The sequence below is a fragment of the Streptomyces calvus genome (assembly GCF_006782915.1).
Classification (GTDB): domain Bacteria; phylum Actinomycetota; class Actinomycetes; order Streptomycetales; family Streptomycetaceae; genus Streptomyces; species Streptomyces calvus.
This window is the reverse complement of the sequence record NZ_VCNP01000020.1, coordinates 1-18,130: the sequence shown is the minus strand read 5'-3', so window position 1 is coordinate 18,130 and position 18,130 is coordinate 1. Positions and strand designations below refer to the sequence as shown.

General features: G+C 71.7%; 13 protein-coding genes and 1 pseudogene. 7 read left to right on the top strand and 7 right to left on the bottom strand.

Translation table 11 applies throughout. The features are described from left to right. The first annotated feature begins 358 nt into the window (after nucleotides 1–358). The 6 genes and pseudogenes from FGW31_RS09140 (at nucleotide 359) to FGW31_RS09115 (ending at nucleotide 9,674) form a co-directional block, all read left to right on the top strand. Complete coding sequence (locus tag FGW31_RS09140; protein WP_233452453.1) at nucleotides 359–3,523, top strand: FG-GAP repeat domain-containing protein; 3,165 nt, start codon at nucleotides 359–361, stop codon at nucleotides 3,521–3,523. A 254-nt stretch (nucleotides 3,524–3,777) separates the two neighbouring features. Then, nucleotides 3,778–4,884, top strand: coding sequence for a dual-specificity RNA methyltransferase RlmN (gene rlmN / locus FGW31_RS09135; protein WP_142192883.1), 1,107 nt, complete (start codon nucleotides 3,778–3,780; stop codon nucleotides 4,882–4,884). 210 nt (nucleotides 4,885–5,094) lie between these two features. Next, nucleotides 5,095–6,180: a thiamine ABC transporter substrate-binding protein gene (locus FGW31_RS09130; RefSeq protein ID WP_142192882.1), complete on the top strand. Its 1,086-nt coding sequence runs from the start codon at nucleotides 5,095–5,097 to the stop codon at nucleotides 6,178–6,180. After that, entirely contained in the window at nucleotides 6,156–7,829 is a 1,674-nt protein-coding gene (locus tag FGW31_RS09125; protein WP_182674857.1) for an ABC transporter permease, read from the top strand. Before FGW31_RS09130 ends, FGW31_RS09125 begins: the two co-directional genes overlap by 25 nt. Further along, a complete protein-coding gene (locus tag FGW31_RS09120) occupies nucleotides 7,830–8,864 on the top strand; it encodes an ABC transporter ATP-binding protein (RefSeq protein WP_142192881.1) in 1,035 nt (344 codons plus the stop codon). It begins immediately after the preceding gene. A gap of 10 nt (nucleotides 8,865–8,874) precedes the next feature. Continuing rightward, nucleotides 8,875–9,674 (top strand): annotated as a pseudogene (locus FGW31_RS09115) (maleylpyruvate isomerase N-terminal domain-containing protein). A 70-nt stretch (nucleotides 9,675–9,744) separates the two neighbouring features. Here FGW31_RS09115 and FGW31_RS09110 read toward each other — a convergent pair. The 7 genes from FGW31_RS09110 to FGW31_RS09080 form a co-directional block, all read right to left on the bottom strand. Then, nucleotides 9,745–10,443, bottom strand: coding sequence for an LAETG motif-containing sortase-dependent surface protein (locus tag FGW31_RS09110; RefSeq protein WP_142192880.1), 699 nt, complete (start codon nucleotides 10,441–10,443; stop codon nucleotides 9,745–9,747). Between the two features lie 148 nt (nucleotides 10,444–10,591). Next, a complete protein-coding gene (locus tag FGW31_RS09105) occupies nucleotides 10,592–11,713 on the bottom strand; it encodes an LOG family protein (protein ID WP_142192879.1) in 1,122 nt (373 codons plus the stop codon). 82 nt (nucleotides 11,714–11,795) lie between these two features. Next, on the bottom strand, nucleotides 11,796–12,203 hold the full coding sequence (locus FGW31_RS09100; protein WP_142192878.1) for a VOC family protein: 408 nt from the start codon (nucleotides 12,201–12,203) through the stop codon (nucleotides 11,796–11,798). A 130-nt stretch (nucleotides 12,204–12,333) separates the two neighbouring features. Further along, nucleotides 12,334–13,656, bottom strand: coding sequence for a hypothetical protein (locus tag FGW31_RS09095; protein ID WP_142192877.1), 1,323 nt, complete (start codon nucleotides 13,654–13,656; stop codon nucleotides 12,334–12,336). After that, the gene (locus FGW31_RS09090; RefSeq protein WP_142192876.1) at nucleotides 13,638–14,387 is read right to left on the bottom strand and encodes an ABC transporter ATP-binding protein; all 750 of its coding nucleotides are present in this window, start codon (nucleotides 14,385–14,387) and stop codon (nucleotides 13,638–13,640) included. Before FGW31_RS09090 ends, FGW31_RS09095 begins: the two co-directional genes overlap by 19 nt. A 217-nt stretch (nucleotides 14,388–14,604) precedes the next feature. Next, nucleotides 14,605–15,978, bottom strand: a complete 1,374-nt coding sequence (locus tag FGW31_RS09085) for an aspartate aminotransferase family protein (protein WP_142192875.1) — start codon at nucleotides 15,976–15,978, stop codon at nucleotides 14,605–14,607. Between the two features lie 2 nt (nucleotides 15,979–15,980). Continuing rightward, nucleotides 15,981–16,499, bottom strand: a complete 519-nt coding sequence (locus FGW31_RS09080; protein ID WP_142192874.1) for an Lrp/AsnC family transcriptional regulator — start codon at nucleotides 16,497–16,499, stop codon at nucleotides 15,981–15,983. A gap of 204 nt (nucleotides 16,500–16,703) precedes the next feature. Between FGW31_RS09080 and FGW31_RS09075 the strand changes: the two genes are divergently transcribed. Next, nucleotides 16,704–18,130 (top strand): gamma-aminobutyraldehyde dehydrogenase (locus FGW31_RS09075; RefSeq protein ID WP_142192873.1); only part of this gene is annotated, 1,427 nt, incomplete at its 3' end.

Sequence of the window (18,130 nt, the reverse complement as noted above, 5' to 3'; positions counted from 1 at the left end):
TGCCGTCCGCGGCGCTGGCATCGGCGGGTATCAGCCCGACGAAGAGAACGAGTCCCACGAAAAGGGACACGGATCTGTGCCAGTGGCCGAGGTAGCGCAGCTGTCTTATCAGCTGGTCCACTACCGAACCTCCCCCAGATTTACTTTTTTGTGATCGAGCGATGAGCGATCGCACAGTAAACGGTGAAGATCGTTCCGGCAAGCAGTCTTCTGACGGTGCGACAAACCCCACTCCGGTCATCTGTCAGTAAAGAAAAGCCCAGTTCAGGTGTACTCTTCGGCGCTGCGGCCCACTGCAAGGGACCGCGGCGGGCTCCGGGGAGAGTCCGCACGGCAACGACTCCGGGGGGAATCGCCCATGCCAGAAACATCCCGAAGACGACCGCCGGCCGGCCGGTGGAGGAGGGCCGCGCTCGTCGCGGTGCTCGCCGGGGGAACACTGGGGCTGACACCGCTGACCTCGCCGGCCACCGACGCCGCCGCGGCCGATTCCGGCTCGGCGACGGCGTCGGCCCGCAGCGAGGAGAGCCGCGCGATGGAGCGGGCCGCCGAGACCGGTGAGCCCGTGGAGGTGGTCTCCGCCCGCTCCGAGACCAGCGAGACGCACGCCCTGCCCAACGGCAACCTGCGCACCACACAGCACACCCTGCCGGTCCGGGTGAAACGCGAGGGCCGCTGGCTGCCGGTGGACACCGCGCTCACCGAGACGGCCGGCCGGATCCGGCCCCGGGCCGTGCCCGGCGACGTGACCTTCTCCGCCGGCGGCGACACCCGGCTGATCACCCTCGCCGACCGGGGCGGCGAACTCGCCCTGACCTGGCCGACGCCGCTGCCCGAGCCGGTGCTCCAGGGCGCCACCGCGACCTACCCGGAGGTGTTCCCGGGCGTGGACCTGGCCGTGGAGGCCAGTGTGGACGGCTTCAGCCAGGCACTGATCGTCAAGACGCCCGAGGCCGCGGACAGGACGGAACTGAAGGAGGTCGGCTTCGGCCTGCGCGCCAAGGGCCTCGACGTGCGCAAGGACACCGAGAACGGCACCCTGCGCGCCGTCAACGCGGCCGGCCAGACGGTGTTCGCCTCCTCCACCGCCCGGATGTGGGACTCCTCCGGCGAGCCGGAGGCTCCACGCGCCGCCTCCGGGAAGGCGAGGACCGCGGCCACCGCCTCCGGACCGGCCCGTACCGCGACCGCCGCCGTGCAGGCGCCGGCCTCCGACTCCGCGCCCTCCCCGCTGACCCCGGGCACCAGGAGCAGCAAGGTCGGCGTCCGGATCACCGACGACAAGCTCCTGCTCACCCCCGACCAGCAGCTCCTCGACGCGCCGGACACCGAGTTCCCGGTCTACATCGACCCGCGGATGACCGGAACCCGCGAGGCGTGGACGATCGCCTACAAGCCGCACCCGAACGACAGCTACTGGAACGGCACCGGCTGGAACGGCGGCACCACCAGTGAGGCTCGCGTCGGCTACGAGTCGACGAGCGGCGGCACCGCCCGCTCCTTCTTCCGCGTGGGCTCGAAGTTCCTGGCCGGCGTGAAGGTGATCGACGCCCAGTTCCAGATCACCGAGACGCACTCCTGGTCCTGCACGGCCAAGCCGGTCGAGCTGTGGCTGACCGGCGGGATCAGCTCGTCCACCACGTGGAGCAAGCAGCCGTCCTGGGCCACCCGCCAGGACAGCCGCAACTACGCCCACGGCAACGAGGACCACGGCTGCGCCGACAAGGCCGTCGACTTCACCGCCAAGGACGCCGCCGTCAAGGCGGCGGCCAACAAGTGGTCGAACGTCACCTTCGGCCTGCGCGCCCCGCAGAGCGCCGAGGACGCCAAGGACGCCTACAGCTGGAAGAAGTTCAAGCCGGACGCCAAGCTGATCGTCGAGTACAACCGGCCGCCGAAGGCCCCCTGGGCGCTCGACACCATCCCGAGCACCAAGTCGAGCACGACCAGCTGCGGCAACGACGGCACCTACGTCACGGTCGGCAACACCGACGTGACCCTGACCGCGCAGGTGTGGGACCCGGACGGCGGCAACGTCAACGTCCAGTTCCACCTGTGGCCCACCGGCAAGCACGACGTCGCGCCCGGCATCATCTTCAACCAGCGCAAACAGGTCACCGTCAAGGACAGCGACCCCAAGGGCGCACAGGCCCGCATCACCGTGCCCAAGGCGCTGCTCGCCCAGTACAAGGACGCCAGCAACGGCCAGTTCTCCTGGAAGGCACAGGCCGAGGACGTCGCCGACGACTCCTTCGCCTCCGACTGGACCCCGACCAAGGGCGCTCCCGGATGCCGCTTCGGCTTCGACCCCGAGGCCCCGGCCGTGATGCCGACCGTGACCTCGGCGGACAGCCTGTACCCGGAGACGGCGTCCGGCGCGGAGCCCGTCGAGGGCGCCCTGGCCCGCACCGAGGGCGAGTTCCGGTTCGACGCCAACGGCGTGGCGGACACCACCAAGTACCTGTACGACCTGGACCGCACCCCGCCGAGCAAGGAGGCCCTGCCCACGGCGAAGGGCGGCCCGGCGACCGCGCCGGTCACCCCGCTCACCCCGGGACCGCACACCCTGTACGTGCGCATGGTCGACGCCGGAGGCAACCCCGGCCCGATCTACCCCTACCGCTTCTACGTCAAGAGCCCCGGCGTCACGGACAAGCCCGGTGACGTCAACGGCGACGGACAGCCGGACTTCTTCGCCCTCAACAGCACCGGCAACCTGCTCCTGTACGGCGGCACGGGGAGCGGCAGGGTCGCCACGATGGTCCCGCTCTCCTCCTCCGGCGGCTGGAACGGCGCGCTGCTGACCCACCGCGGCGACTGGACCAGCGACTTCTACGAGGACCTGGTGGCCCGCCGCTCCGACGGCAAGCTGTGGCTGTACCCGAACAACGGCCAGGGAGAGTTCACCGAGGACACCAAGCAGGACGTCTACTTCTTCCCGGACCCCGAGACCGAGGTGGCGATCGACCCGGCGACGATCAAGCAGATCGTCTCGGTCGGCGACATCACCCCGGACAGCGAGTCGTCCAACCCCGACTTCGTCGCGGTCATCGGCGACCAGCTGTGGTTCCTGCCGGGCTACGCCTACGGCACGGTCGACTCCGGCTACCTGATCGGCAACTCGGGCTGGAGCGTCATGCAGCTCGCCTCGCCGGGCGACGTGGACGGCGACGGCTTCACGGACCTGATCGCCCGCAACACCTCCAACGGCGAGCTGTGGGTGTACCACGGCAAGAGCCCGGGTGACGCGGACGGCGACGGTGTCCCCGACGGCGGCACCGACCCCGCCTCCCTGGGCGTGGGCGCCCACCGCACGGCGTACGCCACCGGCTGGACTACCACCGCACGGCCGCTGTTCACGGCGTCGGGCGACTCCGACGGCGACGGAGTGCCGGACCTGTGGACCACGACCGCGAACACCACGGCGGGCCTGGAGTTCGTCCCGGGCCGGCGCACCGGCCTGGTCGGCCCGCCGACGGTGGTCGGCACCGGCGGCTGGCAGGCGATGAAGCTCATCTCCTGATTCCGCCCTCCGGTCCCGAAGCGGCCGGCCGCCCCGCGCGGCCGGCCGCTTTTCCGTCCGCACCGGCACCTGCGGGGAAGGGGCACGAGGGTCCGGGACGGTCTCCGGAGGTGGCCGGGGCCGTCAGCGGCGACCGGGCGGCGGCCGAGGACCATCGCCGCCGACCGGGCGACGGCCGAGGACCATCGCCGCCGAGGGCCGGCGGCGGCCGGGGCCCCAGGTCACCCGAGTGGATCTGCGACACTGGGAGAACCATGCCCAAGCCCGGAGAACTCACTTTCGTCGCGCCGCGCGGAGCCAAGAAGCCGCCGCGGCACCTTGCCGATCTCACGCCCGCCGAGCGCAAGGAGGCGGTCGCAGCGGCCGGTGAGAAGCCGTTTCGCGCGAAGCAGCTCTCGCAGCACTACTTCGCCCGGTACGCGCACGACCCGGAGCAGTGGACCGACATCCCGGCCGCGTCCCGCGGCAGGCTCCAGGAAGCACTGCTGCCGGAGCTGATGACGGTCGTCCGGCACCTGTCGACCGACCAGGGCACCACCCGCAAGACGCTGTGGAAGCTGTTCGACGGCACGCTCGTCGAGTCGGTGCTCATGCGCTACCCGGACCGGGTGACCATGTGCATCAGCTCCCAGGCGGGCTGCGGCATGAACTGCCCGTTCTGCGCGACCGGGCAGGCCGGCCTGGACCGGAACCTGTCCACCGCGGAGATCGTCCACCAGATCGTCGACGGTATGCGGGCGCTCAGGGACGGCGAGGTCCCGGGCGGTCCGGCGCGGCTCAGCAACATCGTGTTCATGGGCATGGGCGAGCCGCTCGCCAACTACAACCGGGTCGTGGGCGCCATCCGCCGCCTCACCGACCCCGAGCCGGACGGGCTCGGACTGTCCCAGCGCGGGATCACCGTGTCGACGGTGGGTCTCGTGCCGGCGATCCACCGCTTCTCCGACGAGGGCTTCAAATGCCGCCTCGCGATCTCGCTGCACGCCCCGGACGACGAGCTGCGCGACACCCTGGTCCCCGTGAACACGCGGTGGAAGGTGCGCGAGGTGCTCGACGCCGGGTTCGAGTACGCGGCCAGGTCCGGGCGGCGGCTGTCCATCGAGTACGCCCTCATCCGGGACATCAACGACCAGGCGTGGCGGGGTGACCGGCTCGGGCGACTGCTCAAGGGTCGGCCCGTACACGTCAACCTCATCCCGCTCAACCCGACCCCCGGCTCCAAGTGGACCGCCTCCCGGCCCGAGGACGAGAAGGCGTTCGTGGACGCGATCGCCGCGCACGGTGTGCCGGTGACCATCCGGGACACCCGGGGACAGGAGATCGACGGGGCGTGCGGTCAGCTCGCCGCGACCGAACGGTAAGGTGACCCGAGTAAGCACATCTTCATATTCCGACAGGGGAGCGCCACAGCGCTGAGAGTGCGGCACCGGCCGCAGACCCTCCGAACCTCGCCCAGGTCATTCTGGGTAGGGAGATCGGTCATCACTCGAGCTGTTGCGCCCTGCCCGGGAACCCGCGAGGGGTCCCGGGCAGGGCCGCGTCTCTTCCTGGTCACTCCAGGAGGAAATCCAGTGGGCATCACCAAGAAGGTCACCGTCCTCGCCGCCGGGCTGGGGCTGGTCACGCTGTCCGCGTGTGGCTCGTCCGGCGACGACGCGGGCACCGGGTCCGGCGGGCCGAAGACCGTGACCCTCGTCAGCCACAACTCGTGGGCCGCGTCGAAGGACGTCGTCGCCGCCTTCGAGAAGCAGTCCGGCTACAAGGTCCAGGTCCTCGAGGACGGCGACGCCGGGCAGGCCGTCAACAAGGCCATCCTCACCAAGGACAACCCGCAGGGCGACGTCTTCTTCGGCGTCGACAACACCCTGCTCTCCCGCGCCCTCGACAACGGCCTGTTCCAGCCGTACCGGGCCAAGGGCTCCGACCGGATCCGCCCCGAGTACCGGGTGGACGAGGACAAGCACCGGGTCACCCCCGTCGACACCGGCGACATCTGCGTCAACTACGACAAGCAGTGGTTCAGCGAGCACGACCTGACCCCGCCGAAGACCTACGACGACCTGATCAAGCCCGCGTACAAGAACCTCCTCGTCACCGAGAACGCCTCCACCTCCTCGCCCGGCCTCGGCTTCCTCCTCGGCACCGCCGCGAAGTACGGCGACGACGCCTGGCAGGAGTACTGGAAGAAGCTCAAGGCCAACGGCGTGAAGGTGGTCGACGGCTGGGAGCAGGCCTACAACGAGGAGTTCTCCGGCTCGGCCGGCGGCAGGCAGGCCAAGGGCGACCGCCCGCTGGTGGTGTCCTACGCCTCCTCCCCGCCCGCCGAGGTGATCTACGCCGACCCCAGGCCGGACACCGCGCCGACCGGCGTCGCCGAGGGCACCTGCTTCCGGCAGGTCGAGTACGCGGGGCTGCTGAGCAACGCGAAGAACCCCGAGGGCGGCAAGGCGCTGCTGGACTTCCTGATCGGCAAGACGTTCCAGGAGGACATGCCGCTCAACATGTTCGTCCACCCGGTGCGCGACGACGCCCGGCTGCCCGAGGAGTTCACGAAGTTCGGGCCGCAGGCGAAGGCCCCGCAGACCATGGACCCGGCGAAGATCGCCGACAACCGTGACCGGTGGGTCAAGGCGTGGACCTCACTCGTACTGAAGTGACGCGGGCCGCGACGGCACGGCGCGGGAGCGCGGCGCGGCTCGGCCTGATGGCCCTGCCCGTCGCGTTCTTCGCCGTCTTCTTCGCCTATCCCGTCACCGCGATCGTCGCGCGCGGACTGAAGACCGACGGGACCTGGCAGCTCGGGCGGTTCGCGGACGTCCTGGCGCAGCCCGACGTCCGGCAGGTCCTGTGGTTCACCACCTGGCAGGCGCTGGTCTCCACCGCCCTGACCCTGCTGGTCGCCCTGCCCGGCGCCTATGTCCTCGCCCGCTTCGACTTCCCCGGCAAGCAGGTGCTGCGGGCCGTGGTCACCGTGCCGTTCGTGCTGCCGACCGTCGTCGTCGGCACCGCGTTCATGGCGCTCGTCGGGCGCGGCGGACTCCTCGACGAGCTGTGGGGCGTGCGCCTGGACACCACCGTGTGGGCGATCCTGCTCGCCCACGTCTTCTTCAACTACGCCGTGGTCGTCCGCACCGTCGGCGGGCTCTGGTCGCAGCTGGACCCGCGGCAGGAGGAGGCGGCGCGGATGCTCGGCGCCTCCCGGTTCACCGCCTGGCGGACGGTCACCCTGCCGGCGCTCGCGCCCGCCGTGGCCGCCGCCGCGCTGATGGTCTTCCTGTTCACCTTCACCTCCTTCGGCGTGGTGCAGATCCTCGGCGGGCCCACCTTCTCCACCCTCGAAGTGGAGATCTACCGGCAGACCTCCGAGATCTTCGACCTGTCCACCGCCGCCGTCCTCACGATGATCCAGTTCGTCGCCGTGGGCGCGATCCTCGCCCTGCACGCCTGGACCGTCCGACGGCGCGAAACCGCGCTGCGGCTGGTCGACGCCGCGGTCACCGCGCGCCGGCCGCGCGGCGCCGGGCAGTGGGCGCTGCTCGCCGGGGTCGTCGCCACCGTCGCCGGCCTGCTCCTGCTGCCGCTCGCGGTGCTGGTGCAACGGTCCTTCGCCGGCGCCGGCCTCGGCCACTACCGGGCGCTGACCCAGGAGGACGGGGGAGTGTTCCTGGTGCCGCCGATCGAGGCGGTCGGCAACTCGCTGCGGTACGCCCTCGCCGCCACCGCCATCGCCGTCCTCATCGGCGGCCTCGCCTCCGTCGCGCTGACCCGGCGGGACGCGGGCCGGCTGGTGCGCGGCTTCGACGCGCTGCTGATGCTGCCGCTCGGCGTGTCCGCGGTCACCGTCGGCTTCGGCTTCCTGATCGCCCTCGACGAGCCGCCGCTGGATCTGAGGGCCTCGTGGATCCTGGTGCCGCTCGCCCAGGCGCTGGTCGGCGTCCCCTTCGTCGTACGGACGATGCTGCCGGTGCTGCGGGCCGTGGACGTGCGGCTGCGGGAGGCGGCGGCGGTGCTCGGGGCGTCGCCGTGGCGGGCGTGGCGGGAGGTGGACCTGCCGCTGGTGCGGCGGGCGCTGCTGATCGCCGCCGGGTTCGCCTTCGCGGTGTCGCTGGGCGAGTTCGGCGCGACCGTGTTCATCGCACGGCCCGACAACCCGACGCTGCCGGTGGCCGTGGCGCGGCTGCTGGGACGGCCCGGGGACCTCAACTACGGCCAGGCGATGGCCCTGTCGACGATTCTGATGATCGTGTGCGCGGTGGCGCTGCTGGTGCTGGAGCGGCTGCGGACCGACCGGACCGGGGAGTTCTAGATGCTGCTGAGCCTGGAAGGCGCGACCGTCCGCTTCGGCGGGCGGACGGTGCTGGACGCCGTCGACCTGGCGGTCGCCGAACACGAGATCGTGTGCGTGCTCGGACCCAGCGGCAGCGGCAAGTCCACGCTGCTGCGGGCGGTCGCCGGGCTCCAGCCGCTCGACTCCGGACGGGTCCGCCTCGACGGACGCGACCAGTCGGGCGTGCCCGCGCACCGGCGCGGGGTGGGGCTGATGTTCCAGGACCACCAGCTGTTCCCGCAGCGGGACGTGGGCGGGAACGTCTCCTTCGGGCTGCGCATGCACGGCGCGTCCCGCCGCGAACAGTCCGACCGCGTAAGGGAGTTGCTGGACCTCGTGGGACTGCCGGGAGCGGCCGGGCGGGCCGTCGCCGCGCTGTCCGGCGGTGAACAGCAGCGGGTGGCGCTCGCCCGCGCCCTGGCGCCGAGCCCCCGTCTGCTCATGCTGGACGAGCCCCTCGGCCAGCTCGACCGCTCCCTGCGGGAACGCCTCGTCGTCGAACTGCGCGACCTGTTCGGCCGGCTCGGCACCACCGTCCTCGCCGTCACCCACGACCAGGGCGAGGCGTTCGCGCTGGCCGACCGGGTGGTGGTGATGCGGGACGGGCGGATCGCCCAGTCCGGCAGCCCGCTGGAGGTGTGGCAGCGGCCGGCCGACGCGTTCGTGGCCCGCTTCCTCGGCTTCGAGAACGTCGTCGAGGCCACGGTCGGCGACGGCGTCGCCGTGACGCCGTGGGGCAAGGTGCCCGTGCCCGACGACGCTCCGCGGGGCACGCGGACGCTGCTCGTCCGCCCGGCCGGTGTCCGCCTCGTCCCGGCCGACGAGGGCCTGCCCTGCACGGTCGCCGCCCGCACCTTCCGCGGCACCCATGTCGCCGTCCACCTCCAGCCCGACGACGGCCCCCGCCTGGAGGCGGCCTGCGCGCTCCGGGCCGCCCCGGACGCCGGGGACCGGGTCGGCGTTGCCTTCGAGGCGGCGGAAATCGCCGTGCTGGGAGGAGGGCTCGCTCCCTAGGGTGAGCGGCATGACGCATCTTCCGCACGACCGCTACTGCGACGAGATCGACCGTCAGGTGCAGCAGTTCGGGGCGGTGCTGGCCTCCGGGGCCGATCTGTCCGCCACCGTGCCGACCTGCCCGGACTGGACGCTGGAGCAGCTGGTGCGCCACGTCGGCGAGGCCCTGCGCTGGGTGGAACTGCTGGTGCGCACCCGGGCCGGCGAGGACGTCCCCGTCGCACAGGTGCCGGGCGCGTCGGGGCCGGAGGCCCGGGCGGACGCCGCCGCTCTGCAGGCGTGGCTGGCGCAGTCCGGTACGGCGGTCGTCGCCGCGCTGCGGGAGGCCGGGCCCGCGGCGCCCGTCTGGTCGTGGTCCGGGGACTTCACCGCCGGTTTCTGGGCCCGCCGGATGACACACGAACTCGTCGTCCACCACGCGGACGCCGCGCTCGCCGCGGGTCACCCCCTCGGGACCGTCGCGGCCGACGTCGCCGCGGACGCGGTGGACGAGTGGCTGCAGATCGTGCAGTTCGTGCAGCGGACCCTGCCCGACCGGCCGACGGGCGAACTGCGCCTGCCCGGCCGGTCGCTCCACCTGCACGCCACCGACGCCGACCCCGGCCTGGAGGCCGAGTGGCTGATCCAGCTCACCGAGGACGGCATCTCCTGGCGCCGAGGCCACGACAGGGCCACCGTCGCCCTGCGCGGTCCGCTCACCTCGGTGCTCCTCGCCTTCTACCGCCGCATCCCGCCGGACGCGCCCGGACTGGAGGTGCTCGGCGACCGGAACTGCTGGATTTCTGGCTGGAGCGGGCGTCGTGCGGCTGAACGGCCGGCACGGACAGCGAAGTGGCCCGCCCCCGGGAGAGGGGACGGGCCACCGTGCTGCTGTGAGGTGTCAGCCCTCGGACTTCGCGCCCCGACGGCGCATGCCGAAGAACACCGCGCCGCCACCGGCCACGACCAGGGCGGCCGCGACACCGGCGATCAGACCGGTGTTGGAGTTGGCGCCGGTCTCGGCGAGGTTCGAGTCACCGGCCGGGGACGGCGCGTTGCTCGAGGTGTCCGCCGGAGCGGTGCTCTCGCTCTCCGACTCCGACGGGGCGGGGGCCGGCGCACCGGGCTCCTCGGCCGGGGCCGACTCCGTCGGGGTGCTCGGCGTCGGAGTCGGGGTCTCCTCCTCCGCCTTCTTGCACGCCGTCGCCGGCGTGGTCAGGTTCGGCTTGATGTCCTCGTCGACGTAGGGCTTCGCCTCGACGTGGATGCGGTACTGGGCGTTCGGCTGCCAGTCCTCCTCGAAGGTGATGGTGGTGCCCTCACGGGAGCCCTTGACGACCTGCTCGCCGATCTTCTTCTCATCGGCGCCGTTGTTCTGGAGGAACACGGTGATGGTCGCGGGGACACCGGCCGGGTCCACGTCGGTGACGGTGATGACACCCTTCTCACCGTCGCACTTGGCCGCGGCCGAGAACTCGTTGATGTTGCAGGCCGCGGCGTTGCCGGCCACGCCGAGGGCGAGGGCGGCCGACGCGGAGACGACACCGAGGGCGCGCACGGAACGCGCGACGGTGCGGCGGGATACGGACAGAACTGCCACGTTTGTCCTTTACGTGAAGACGCAAATGCGGGGGGTTGAGGGAGAGTTGATGAAACATCAGCACTCCCGTGTGGCTCTCAGATCTATAAGCGCCACATAAGTAGTGTCAACGCATATGCCTACCGCGCGCCGGGGCTTTGCCTTCTTATTAACCGGCGAGACGTTTCAACGCCTCGGGAGCCTCCTCGATTCGGTCAACCAGTGCGATTCGAGCCTCCATCGACCGCCCCCGGGCGAGCGAGCGCAGCAGCGGCCAGGCCGGCAGCCGCTCCGTCCAGTGCTCCCGGTCCACCAGCACCATGGGCGTGGGCTCACCGCGCGAGCGGTAGTAGTTCGGCGTCGCGTTGTCGAAGACCTCCTGCACGGTGCCGGCGGCACCCGGCAGGAAGACCACGCCCGCGTTGCAGCGGGCCAGCAGCCCGTCCTCGCGGGTGGCGTTGGCGAAGTACTTCGCGATGTGGGAGGCGAAGGCGTTCGGCGGCTCGTGGCCGTAGAACCAGGTCGGGATGCCGATCGAGTGGTTGCCCTTCGGCCAGCGGTCGCGCACCTCGAAGGCGGCGCGCGCCCAGTCGGTGACCGACGGCGTGAACGAGGGCGCGACGGCCAGGAGTTCGCAGGCCTCCTCCAGCATGCGGGCGTCGTACGGGGCGGCGTAGGCGCCGAGGTTCGCCGCCTCCATCGCGCCCGGGCCGCCGCCCGTGGCGACCGTGAAACCGGCGAGGGTCAGCGCCCGCCCGAGCCGGGCCGCACCACGGAACTCCTCCGTGCCGCGCGCCATCGCGTGACCGCCCATGACGCCCACCACCCGTGCGCCGCGCAGCAGTTCGTCGAGGGCGTCGGACATCGAGTCGTCGTGCACCGCGCGCAGCATGGAGGCGAAGATGTCGCCGTCCGTCCTGGTGCGCCGGAACCAGTCGTAGGCCAGCGCGTCCGGCGTCGCCTCGTAGCCCTTGTCGAGCGAGGCGAACAGGTCGTCCGGCGCGTAGAGATGCCCCCGGTACGGGTCGAAGGGCAGGCCCGGGACGGGCGGGAGGACCAGGGCGCCGTCGGCGCGGAGCTTGTCCGCCGCGTCCGGGCGCATCCGGCAGCCGAGGAAGACGGCTCCGCTGGTGTCGGTGGTGAGCAACTCCCGGGTCCGGTCCGTCAGATCGACGGCCTGGACGCGGAATCCGGAGAGCGTGCCGCGGGCCGAGACGATCGCGTCGAACTCCTCGAGCGTCTCTATCTCGCGGTCCCCGTGATGGACGGCATGGGCGGGACTCGTCTGCACCCGCCCATGCTAGGGCCTGCCGTTCGGATCACCCCGGGCTCCCGGGGCGCGGGGTCCTGGGGCCCCGGGGCCGTGACGGTCCTCAGCCCTCCACCGCGGCCGGGTCCATCCACACGACCTCCCAGGTGTGGCCGTCGATGTCGTCGAAGGAACGGCCGTACATGAAGCCGTGGTCCTGGGTCTCACCGGTGACCGAGCCGCCCGCCGCCACCGCCCTGTCCACCATCGCGTCGACCTCCTCGCGGCTCGCGGCGCTCAGCGCCAGCAGCACCTCGCTGCTCTTCGTGGAGTCCACGATCTCCTTCTTCGTGAACTGCGCGTACTTCTGCCGGGTGAGCAGCATGGCGAAGATCGTGTCGCTGATCACGACCGAGGCGGCGGTCTCGTCGCTGAACTGCTCGTTGATCGAGTAGCCGAGCCCGGTGTAGAACTTCTTCGCGGCCTCGAGGTCGTCGACGGCCAGGTTCACGAAGATCATCTGCTGGTACATGGCGGGGCCTCTCCCGTCGGTTTCCGTGGTGGTCGTGAGGTAGACCGGAGCCCCGCGCGGAACTCATCGGCGTGCGCGGAACTTCCTTCCGGCCGGTTGTCCGCGGGCCCGGCCGGCGTGCGTGCCGGGCTCAGCGGGACAGCGGCCACGCCGACAGTTCGGCCACGACCAGGGTCAGCGGCCCGAACAGTGCCAGGAGCGCCAGCGCGCGCAGCACGGCCGCCTTGCGCAGCGTCGCCGCGGGCGCGCCGAGGCGCCTCAGCTCCTCGGTGGTGCCGGCCCGCGCCTGCCGGGCCTCGACGGCCGCCGTCAGCAGCGTCGCCAGCGTGCAGCCCGCCACCAGCAGCACGCCGAGCGTGACCAGCGGTTGGGAGGTCGCGTCCTGGCGGTGCTGCAACGAGGCCATCGCGTACGCCGCCGCCAGCACCGCGCAGACCACGCCCAGCGGCCGGCCGATCCGGGCGGCCTCCGCCATCAGGACCCGCCCGGCCAGCAGCCGCAGCGCGCCGGGGCGGACCGCCTGGAGCAGCCGTCCGCACACGTGGGTGAGGCCGGGGCCGGCCAGCGCGAGCCCGACGGAGGTCAGGGCCAGCCCGAGCAGCGCGGCCGGCCGGTCGCCCGCGGCGCCCCCGGTACGGCTCGCCAGCGCCTCCACGGCCAGCCCCACCGCCAGCACCGCCACGCCCCAGGGGAGCCCGGCCGGCACCGTGGCCGCGGCCTCAGGCGCGGCGCCGGCCGCGGACTCGGCTGCCGGGGACCCGGTGGCGCCCTCCGCGGCACCGTCCGGCCCGGGCGCCGGCACGGCCGTGCGCCGGCCGCGCGCCGCCGCGCCGAACTGCTTGCCGAACCGTCCGTACGCGCCGAACGACTCCCGTACCGCCGTGCGCCGGTAGGCGCCGAACCGGCCGTAGGACCGTGCCGCCGGGGCCGTGCCGGCCTCCGGCTCGCGCGGCCGCAGCGTCACCGCCACCGCCGCCGACGCGGTCAGCGGCACCAGGGACAGCAGGGTCAGGGCGGCCGGGAGCGGCAGCGGGCGGCCCGCGGCGAGGAAGTCCGTCGCGGCACCGTCGAAGGGCATGCCGGTCAGGTCGCCGCGCAGATGCAGGAAGACCAGCAGGGCCAGCATCGAGCCCAGCGTGCAGGACAGGGCCGTGGTGGTCGCCGAGACGGCCATCAGGCGGGCGGGGCCGAGTCCGACCGCCGACAGGCCGGGCCGCGGCCGGGTGCCCGGGTCGGTGCGGGCCACCGCGACCGCGAAGTACACCGTGGCCGCCAGCGGGGCCGCGCACCAGGCCAGCCGGAGCGTGGAGGTGGACGCGGCGTCCGGGTTGCCCAGCGCGTGACCGAGCGCGGACAGCAGCAGGAAGCCCGTGCCCGCCGACGCGGCCGCGACCAGCAGACGGCGCAGCTGGACGGCGGGGTGGGCGGACCGGGTCAGACGGAGAGCGAGCACGCCGCCCGGCCTTCCGACTCGCCGCTCCCCGGTGCCGGGGGCAGGTGAACGGTGCGCACGCGTCGCCCGTCGAGGAGCGACACGGTGCGGTCGGCGAGGGCCGCGGTCTGCGCGTCGTGCGTCGCCAGGACCACGGTGATGCCGTGCGAGCGGGCCGCGGTGGTGAGGGTGCGCAGGACGTGGGCGCGGTCCACGCGGTGCAGCGGCGCGGTCGGCTCGTCCGCGAACAGCACCGTCGGTGCCGGGGCGAGGGCACGGGCGATGCACACCCGCTGCCGCTCCGCGTGCGTCAGCTCGCCGGGGTGCCTGCGCGCCCGGTCGCCGATGTCGAGCCGCTCCAGCCACTCCACGGCCGCCGTCCTGGCGCGGCTCCGGCCGGTGCCGCGCAGCATCAGCGGCAGTGCGGCGTTCTCCCAGACGTTCAGTTCGGGGACGAGGACCGGGGCGGGGGCGATCCAGCCGAACCGGTCCCGGCGCAGCCGCTCACGGGTCACGGGGCTCATGGTGTGCACGGGCACGCTGTTGAACCAGACCTCGCCGCTGTGCGGGGGCAGCAGGCCGGCCAGACAGCGCAGCAGTGTCGTTTTGCCACTGCCGCGCGGGCCTGAGACGGCGAGGATCTCGGCCTCCCGGACGCCGAGCGAGACCCCGCTCAGCCCGGGTGAGCCGTCGTCGTACCGGAAGTGCAGGGCGCGGGCCCAGAGCACGTCGTTGTCCGGTGGAGCCACCATGGCGTACACCTCGGTTCGGATCGGAAATGCCGTTGCGCGGTTCGTGAATTCCCCCATCCGGGGGAACGAAGGCGGGGCCGATCGGTCACTGGCACGCTAGGCAGGCGGCGGCGCCGTGCCGGACAGCACGCGGCCCCGGGCCGCCGTTTCTCACTCGAACGGGCGGCACCGGGGCCGGTGTTGATCATCAAGAACGACGATCGGGCACTCGGACGGCCTACAGCTTGGTCCAGGCCTCCGAGAGGGTCGCGCGCAGGATCTGCTCGATCTCGTCGAAGGTCTCCTGGTGGGAGATCAGCGGCGGGGCGAGCTGGATCACCGGGTCGCCGCGGTCGTCGGCCCGGCAGTACAGGCCGTTCTCGAAGAGCTTCTTCGACAGGAAGCCGTACAGGACGCGCTCGGTCTCGTCCGCGTCGAAGGACTCCTTGGTGTTCTTGTCCTTGACCAGTTCGATGCCGTAGAAGAAGCCGTTGCCGCGGACGTCGCCGACGATCGGCAGGTCGTGCAGCTTCTCCAGGGTGGCGCGGAAGGCGCCCTCGTTGTCCAGCACGTGCTGGTTGAGGCCCTCGCGCTCGAACAGGTCGAGGTTGGCGATGCCGACCGCGGCGGAGACCGGGTGGCCGCCGAAGGTGTAGCCGTGCAGGAAGGTGTTCTCGCCCTTGTAGAACGGCTCGGCGAGGCGGTCGGAGACGATGCAGGCGCCGATGGGGGAGTAGCCCGAGGTCATGCCCTTGGCGCAGGTGATCATGTCCGGGACGTAGCCGAACTTGTCGCAGGCGAAGGTGGTGCCGAGCCGGCCGAAGGCGCAGATGACCTCGTCGGAGACGAGCAGCACGTCGTACCGGTCGCAGATCTCGCGCACCCGCTGGAAGTAGCCGGGCGGCGGCGGGAAGCAGCCGCCGGCGTTCTGCACCGGCTCCAGGAAGACGGCCGCGACGGTGTCCGGGCCCTCGAAGAGGATCTGCTGCTCGATCTGGTCGGCGGCCCAGCGGCCGAACGCCTCCGGGTCGTCGCCGTGGATCGGCGCCCGGTAGATGTTGGTGTTCGGCACCTTGTGCGCGCCCGGCACCAGCGGCTCGAACGGGGCCTTCAGGGCCGGCAGTCCGGTGATGGACAGGGCGCCCTGCGGGGTGCCGTGGTAGGCCACCGCGCGGGAGATGACCTTGTACTTGGTGGGCTTGCCGGTGAGCTTGAAGTACTGCTTGGCGAGCTTCCAGGCGGTCTCGACCGCCTCGCCGCCGCCGGTGGTGAAGAACACCTTGTTCAGGTCGCCCGGGGCCTCGTGGGCGAGCCGCTCGGCCAGTTCCACGGCCTTGGGGTGGGCGTAGGACCACACCGGGAAGAAGGCCAGCTCCTGCGCCTGCTTGGAGGCGGTCTCCGCGAGTTCCGTGCGGCCGTGGCCCGCTTGGACCACGAACAGGCCCGCGAGGCCGTCGAGGTAGCGCTTGCCCTTGTCGTCGTAGATGTGGGTGCCCTCGCCCCGGACGATCGTGGGGACGGGAGAGTTCTCGTACGAGGACATGCGGGTGAAGTGCATCCACAGGTGGTCGTACGCGGACTTGCTGAGGTCCTCGGTGCGGTCGGTGCTCACGGTTATCGGGTTCCCCACATGTAGGTCTGCTTCTTGAGCTTGAGGTAGACGAAGCTCTCGGTGGAGCGCACGCCGGGAACGGCCCGGATGCGTTTGTTGATGACCTCCAGAAGGTGGTCGTCGTCCTCGCAGACGATCTCGACCATCAGGTCGAAGGAGCCCGCGGTCATCACCACGTACTCGCATTCGGCCATGGCGGTCAGCGCGTCGGCCACGGACTCCACGTCGCCCTCGACGTTCACGCCGACCATCGCCTGGCGGCGGAAGCCCACGGTGAGCGGGTCCGTGACGGCGACGATCTGCATCACGCCCTGGTCGAGCAGCTTCTGGACGCGCTGGCGCACCGCCGCCTCGGACAGGCCGACGGCCTTGCCGATGGCGGCGTACGGCCGGCGGCCGTCCTCCTGGAGCTGCTCGATGATGGCGAGGGAGACGGCGTCCAACTGGGGACCGCCGCCGTTCTTGGACTCGCGGGAGTCCCTCGGGTCTGCGCTTCGACTGGCCACGGGGCCACTGTGCACGACGTATCGACAGTTTCGCAAGGCTCGATCGATGAAATTCGTTGTCTGTGGCGTCTCGGCTTGCGGATTTCGCAGAAGCGGGGCGGGTGGGGGTGTTGAAAACGTCAGCTGTCGGTCTAGGGTGGGTGTCTCAGAGGTTGGACACCCCACCGCGTTCCGACCCGACACCTCGGACACCCACAAGGAACACCAGGAGGGCATGCAGTGAGCACCGAGCTGCGTCGTCTGCGCAACTACATCGGCGGGGAGTTCCGGGACGCCGCCGACGGACGGACCACCGAGGTGGTCAACCCCGCGACGGGCGAGGCGTACGCGACCGCTCCGCTGTCCGGGCAGGCGGACGTCGACGCCGCGATGGCCGCCGCCGCCGAGGCGTTCCCCGGCTGGCGCGACACCACCCCCGCCGAGCGGCAGAAGGCCCTGCTGAAGATCGCGGACGCCGTCGAGGAGCGCGCCGAGGAACTCATCGCGGCCGAGGTGGAGAACACGGGCAAGCCCGTCGGGCTCACCCGCACCGAGGAGATCCCGCCGATGGTGGACCAGATCCGCTTCTTCGCGGGCGCGGCGCGGATGCTGGAGGGCCGCTCGGCCGGCGAGTACATGGAGGGCCTGACCTCCATCGTGCGCCGCGAGCCGGTCGGCGTCTGCGCCCAGGTCGCGCCGTGGAACTACCCGATGATGATGGCCGTGTGGAAGTTCGCCCCGGCGATCGCCGCGGGCAACACGGTCGTCCTGAAGCCCTCGGACACCACCCCGGCCTCCACCGTCCTGCTCGCCGAGATCCTCGGCTCGATCCTGCCCAAGGGCGTCTTCAACGTCATCTGCGGCGACCGCGACACCGGCCGCACGATGGTCGAGCACCCCACCCCGGCGATGGCCTCCATCACGGGGTCGGTGCGCGCCGGTATGTCGGTCGCCGAGTCCGCCTCCAAGGACCTCAAGCGGGTCCACCTGGAGCTGGGCGGCAAGGCCCCGGTCGTGGTCTTCGAGGACACCGACATCCCCAAGGCCGTCGAGGACATCTCGGTGGCGGGCTTCTTCAACGCCGGCCAGGACTGCACGGCCGCCACGCGCGTCCTGGTCCACGAGTCGATCCATGACGAGTTCGTCTCCGCGCTCGCCAAGGCCGCCGCCGAGACCAAGACCGGCATGCCGGACGACGAGGACGTCCTGTTCGGCCCGCTCAACAACCCCAACCAGCTCCAGCAGGTCGAGGGCTTCATCGAGCGGCTGCCCGCGCACGCGCGCGTGGAGGCCGGCGGGCAGCGGGTCGGCGACAAGGGCTTCTTCTACGCGCCGACCGTCGTCTCGGGCCTCACGCAGGACGACGAGATCATCCAGAAGGAGGTCTTCGGCCCGGTCATCACCGTGCAGTCCTTCACCGACGAGGACCAGGCCGTCGAGTACGCCAACGGCGTCGAGTACGCGCTGGCCTCCTCGGTGTGGACCAAGGACCACTCCCGCGCGATGCGCATGTCCAAGAAGCTCGACTTCGGCTGCGTGTGGATCAACACCCACATCCCGCTGGTCGCGGAGATGCCGCACGGCGGCTTCAAGAAGTCCGGCTACGGCAAGGACCTCTCCGCCTACGGCTTCGACGACTACACCCGCATCAAGCACGTGATGACGTC

Excerpts from the sequence above, each read along its gene's own strand:
- FGW31_RS09140 (WP_233452453.1), top strand. The coding sequence starts at position 359 with ATGCCAGAAACATCCCGAAGACGACCGCCGGCCGGCCGGTGGAGGAGG.
- rlmN (WP_142192883.1), top strand. The coding sequence starts at position 3,778 with ATGCCCAAGCCCGGAGAACTCACTTTCGTCGCGCCGCGCGGAGCCAAG.
- FGW31_RS09120 (WP_142192881.1), top strand. The coding sequence starts at position 7,830 with ATGCTGCTGAGCCTGGAAGGCGCGACCGTCCGCTTCGGCGGGCGGACG.
- FGW31_RS09100 (WP_142192878.1), bottom strand. The coding sequence starts at position 12,203 with ATGTACCAGCAGATGATCTTCGTGAACCTGGCCGTCGACGACCTCGAG.
- FGW31_RS09090 (WP_142192876.1), bottom strand. The coding sequence starts at position 14,387 with ATGGTGGCTCCACCGGACAACGACGTGCTCTGGGCCCGCGCCCTGCAC.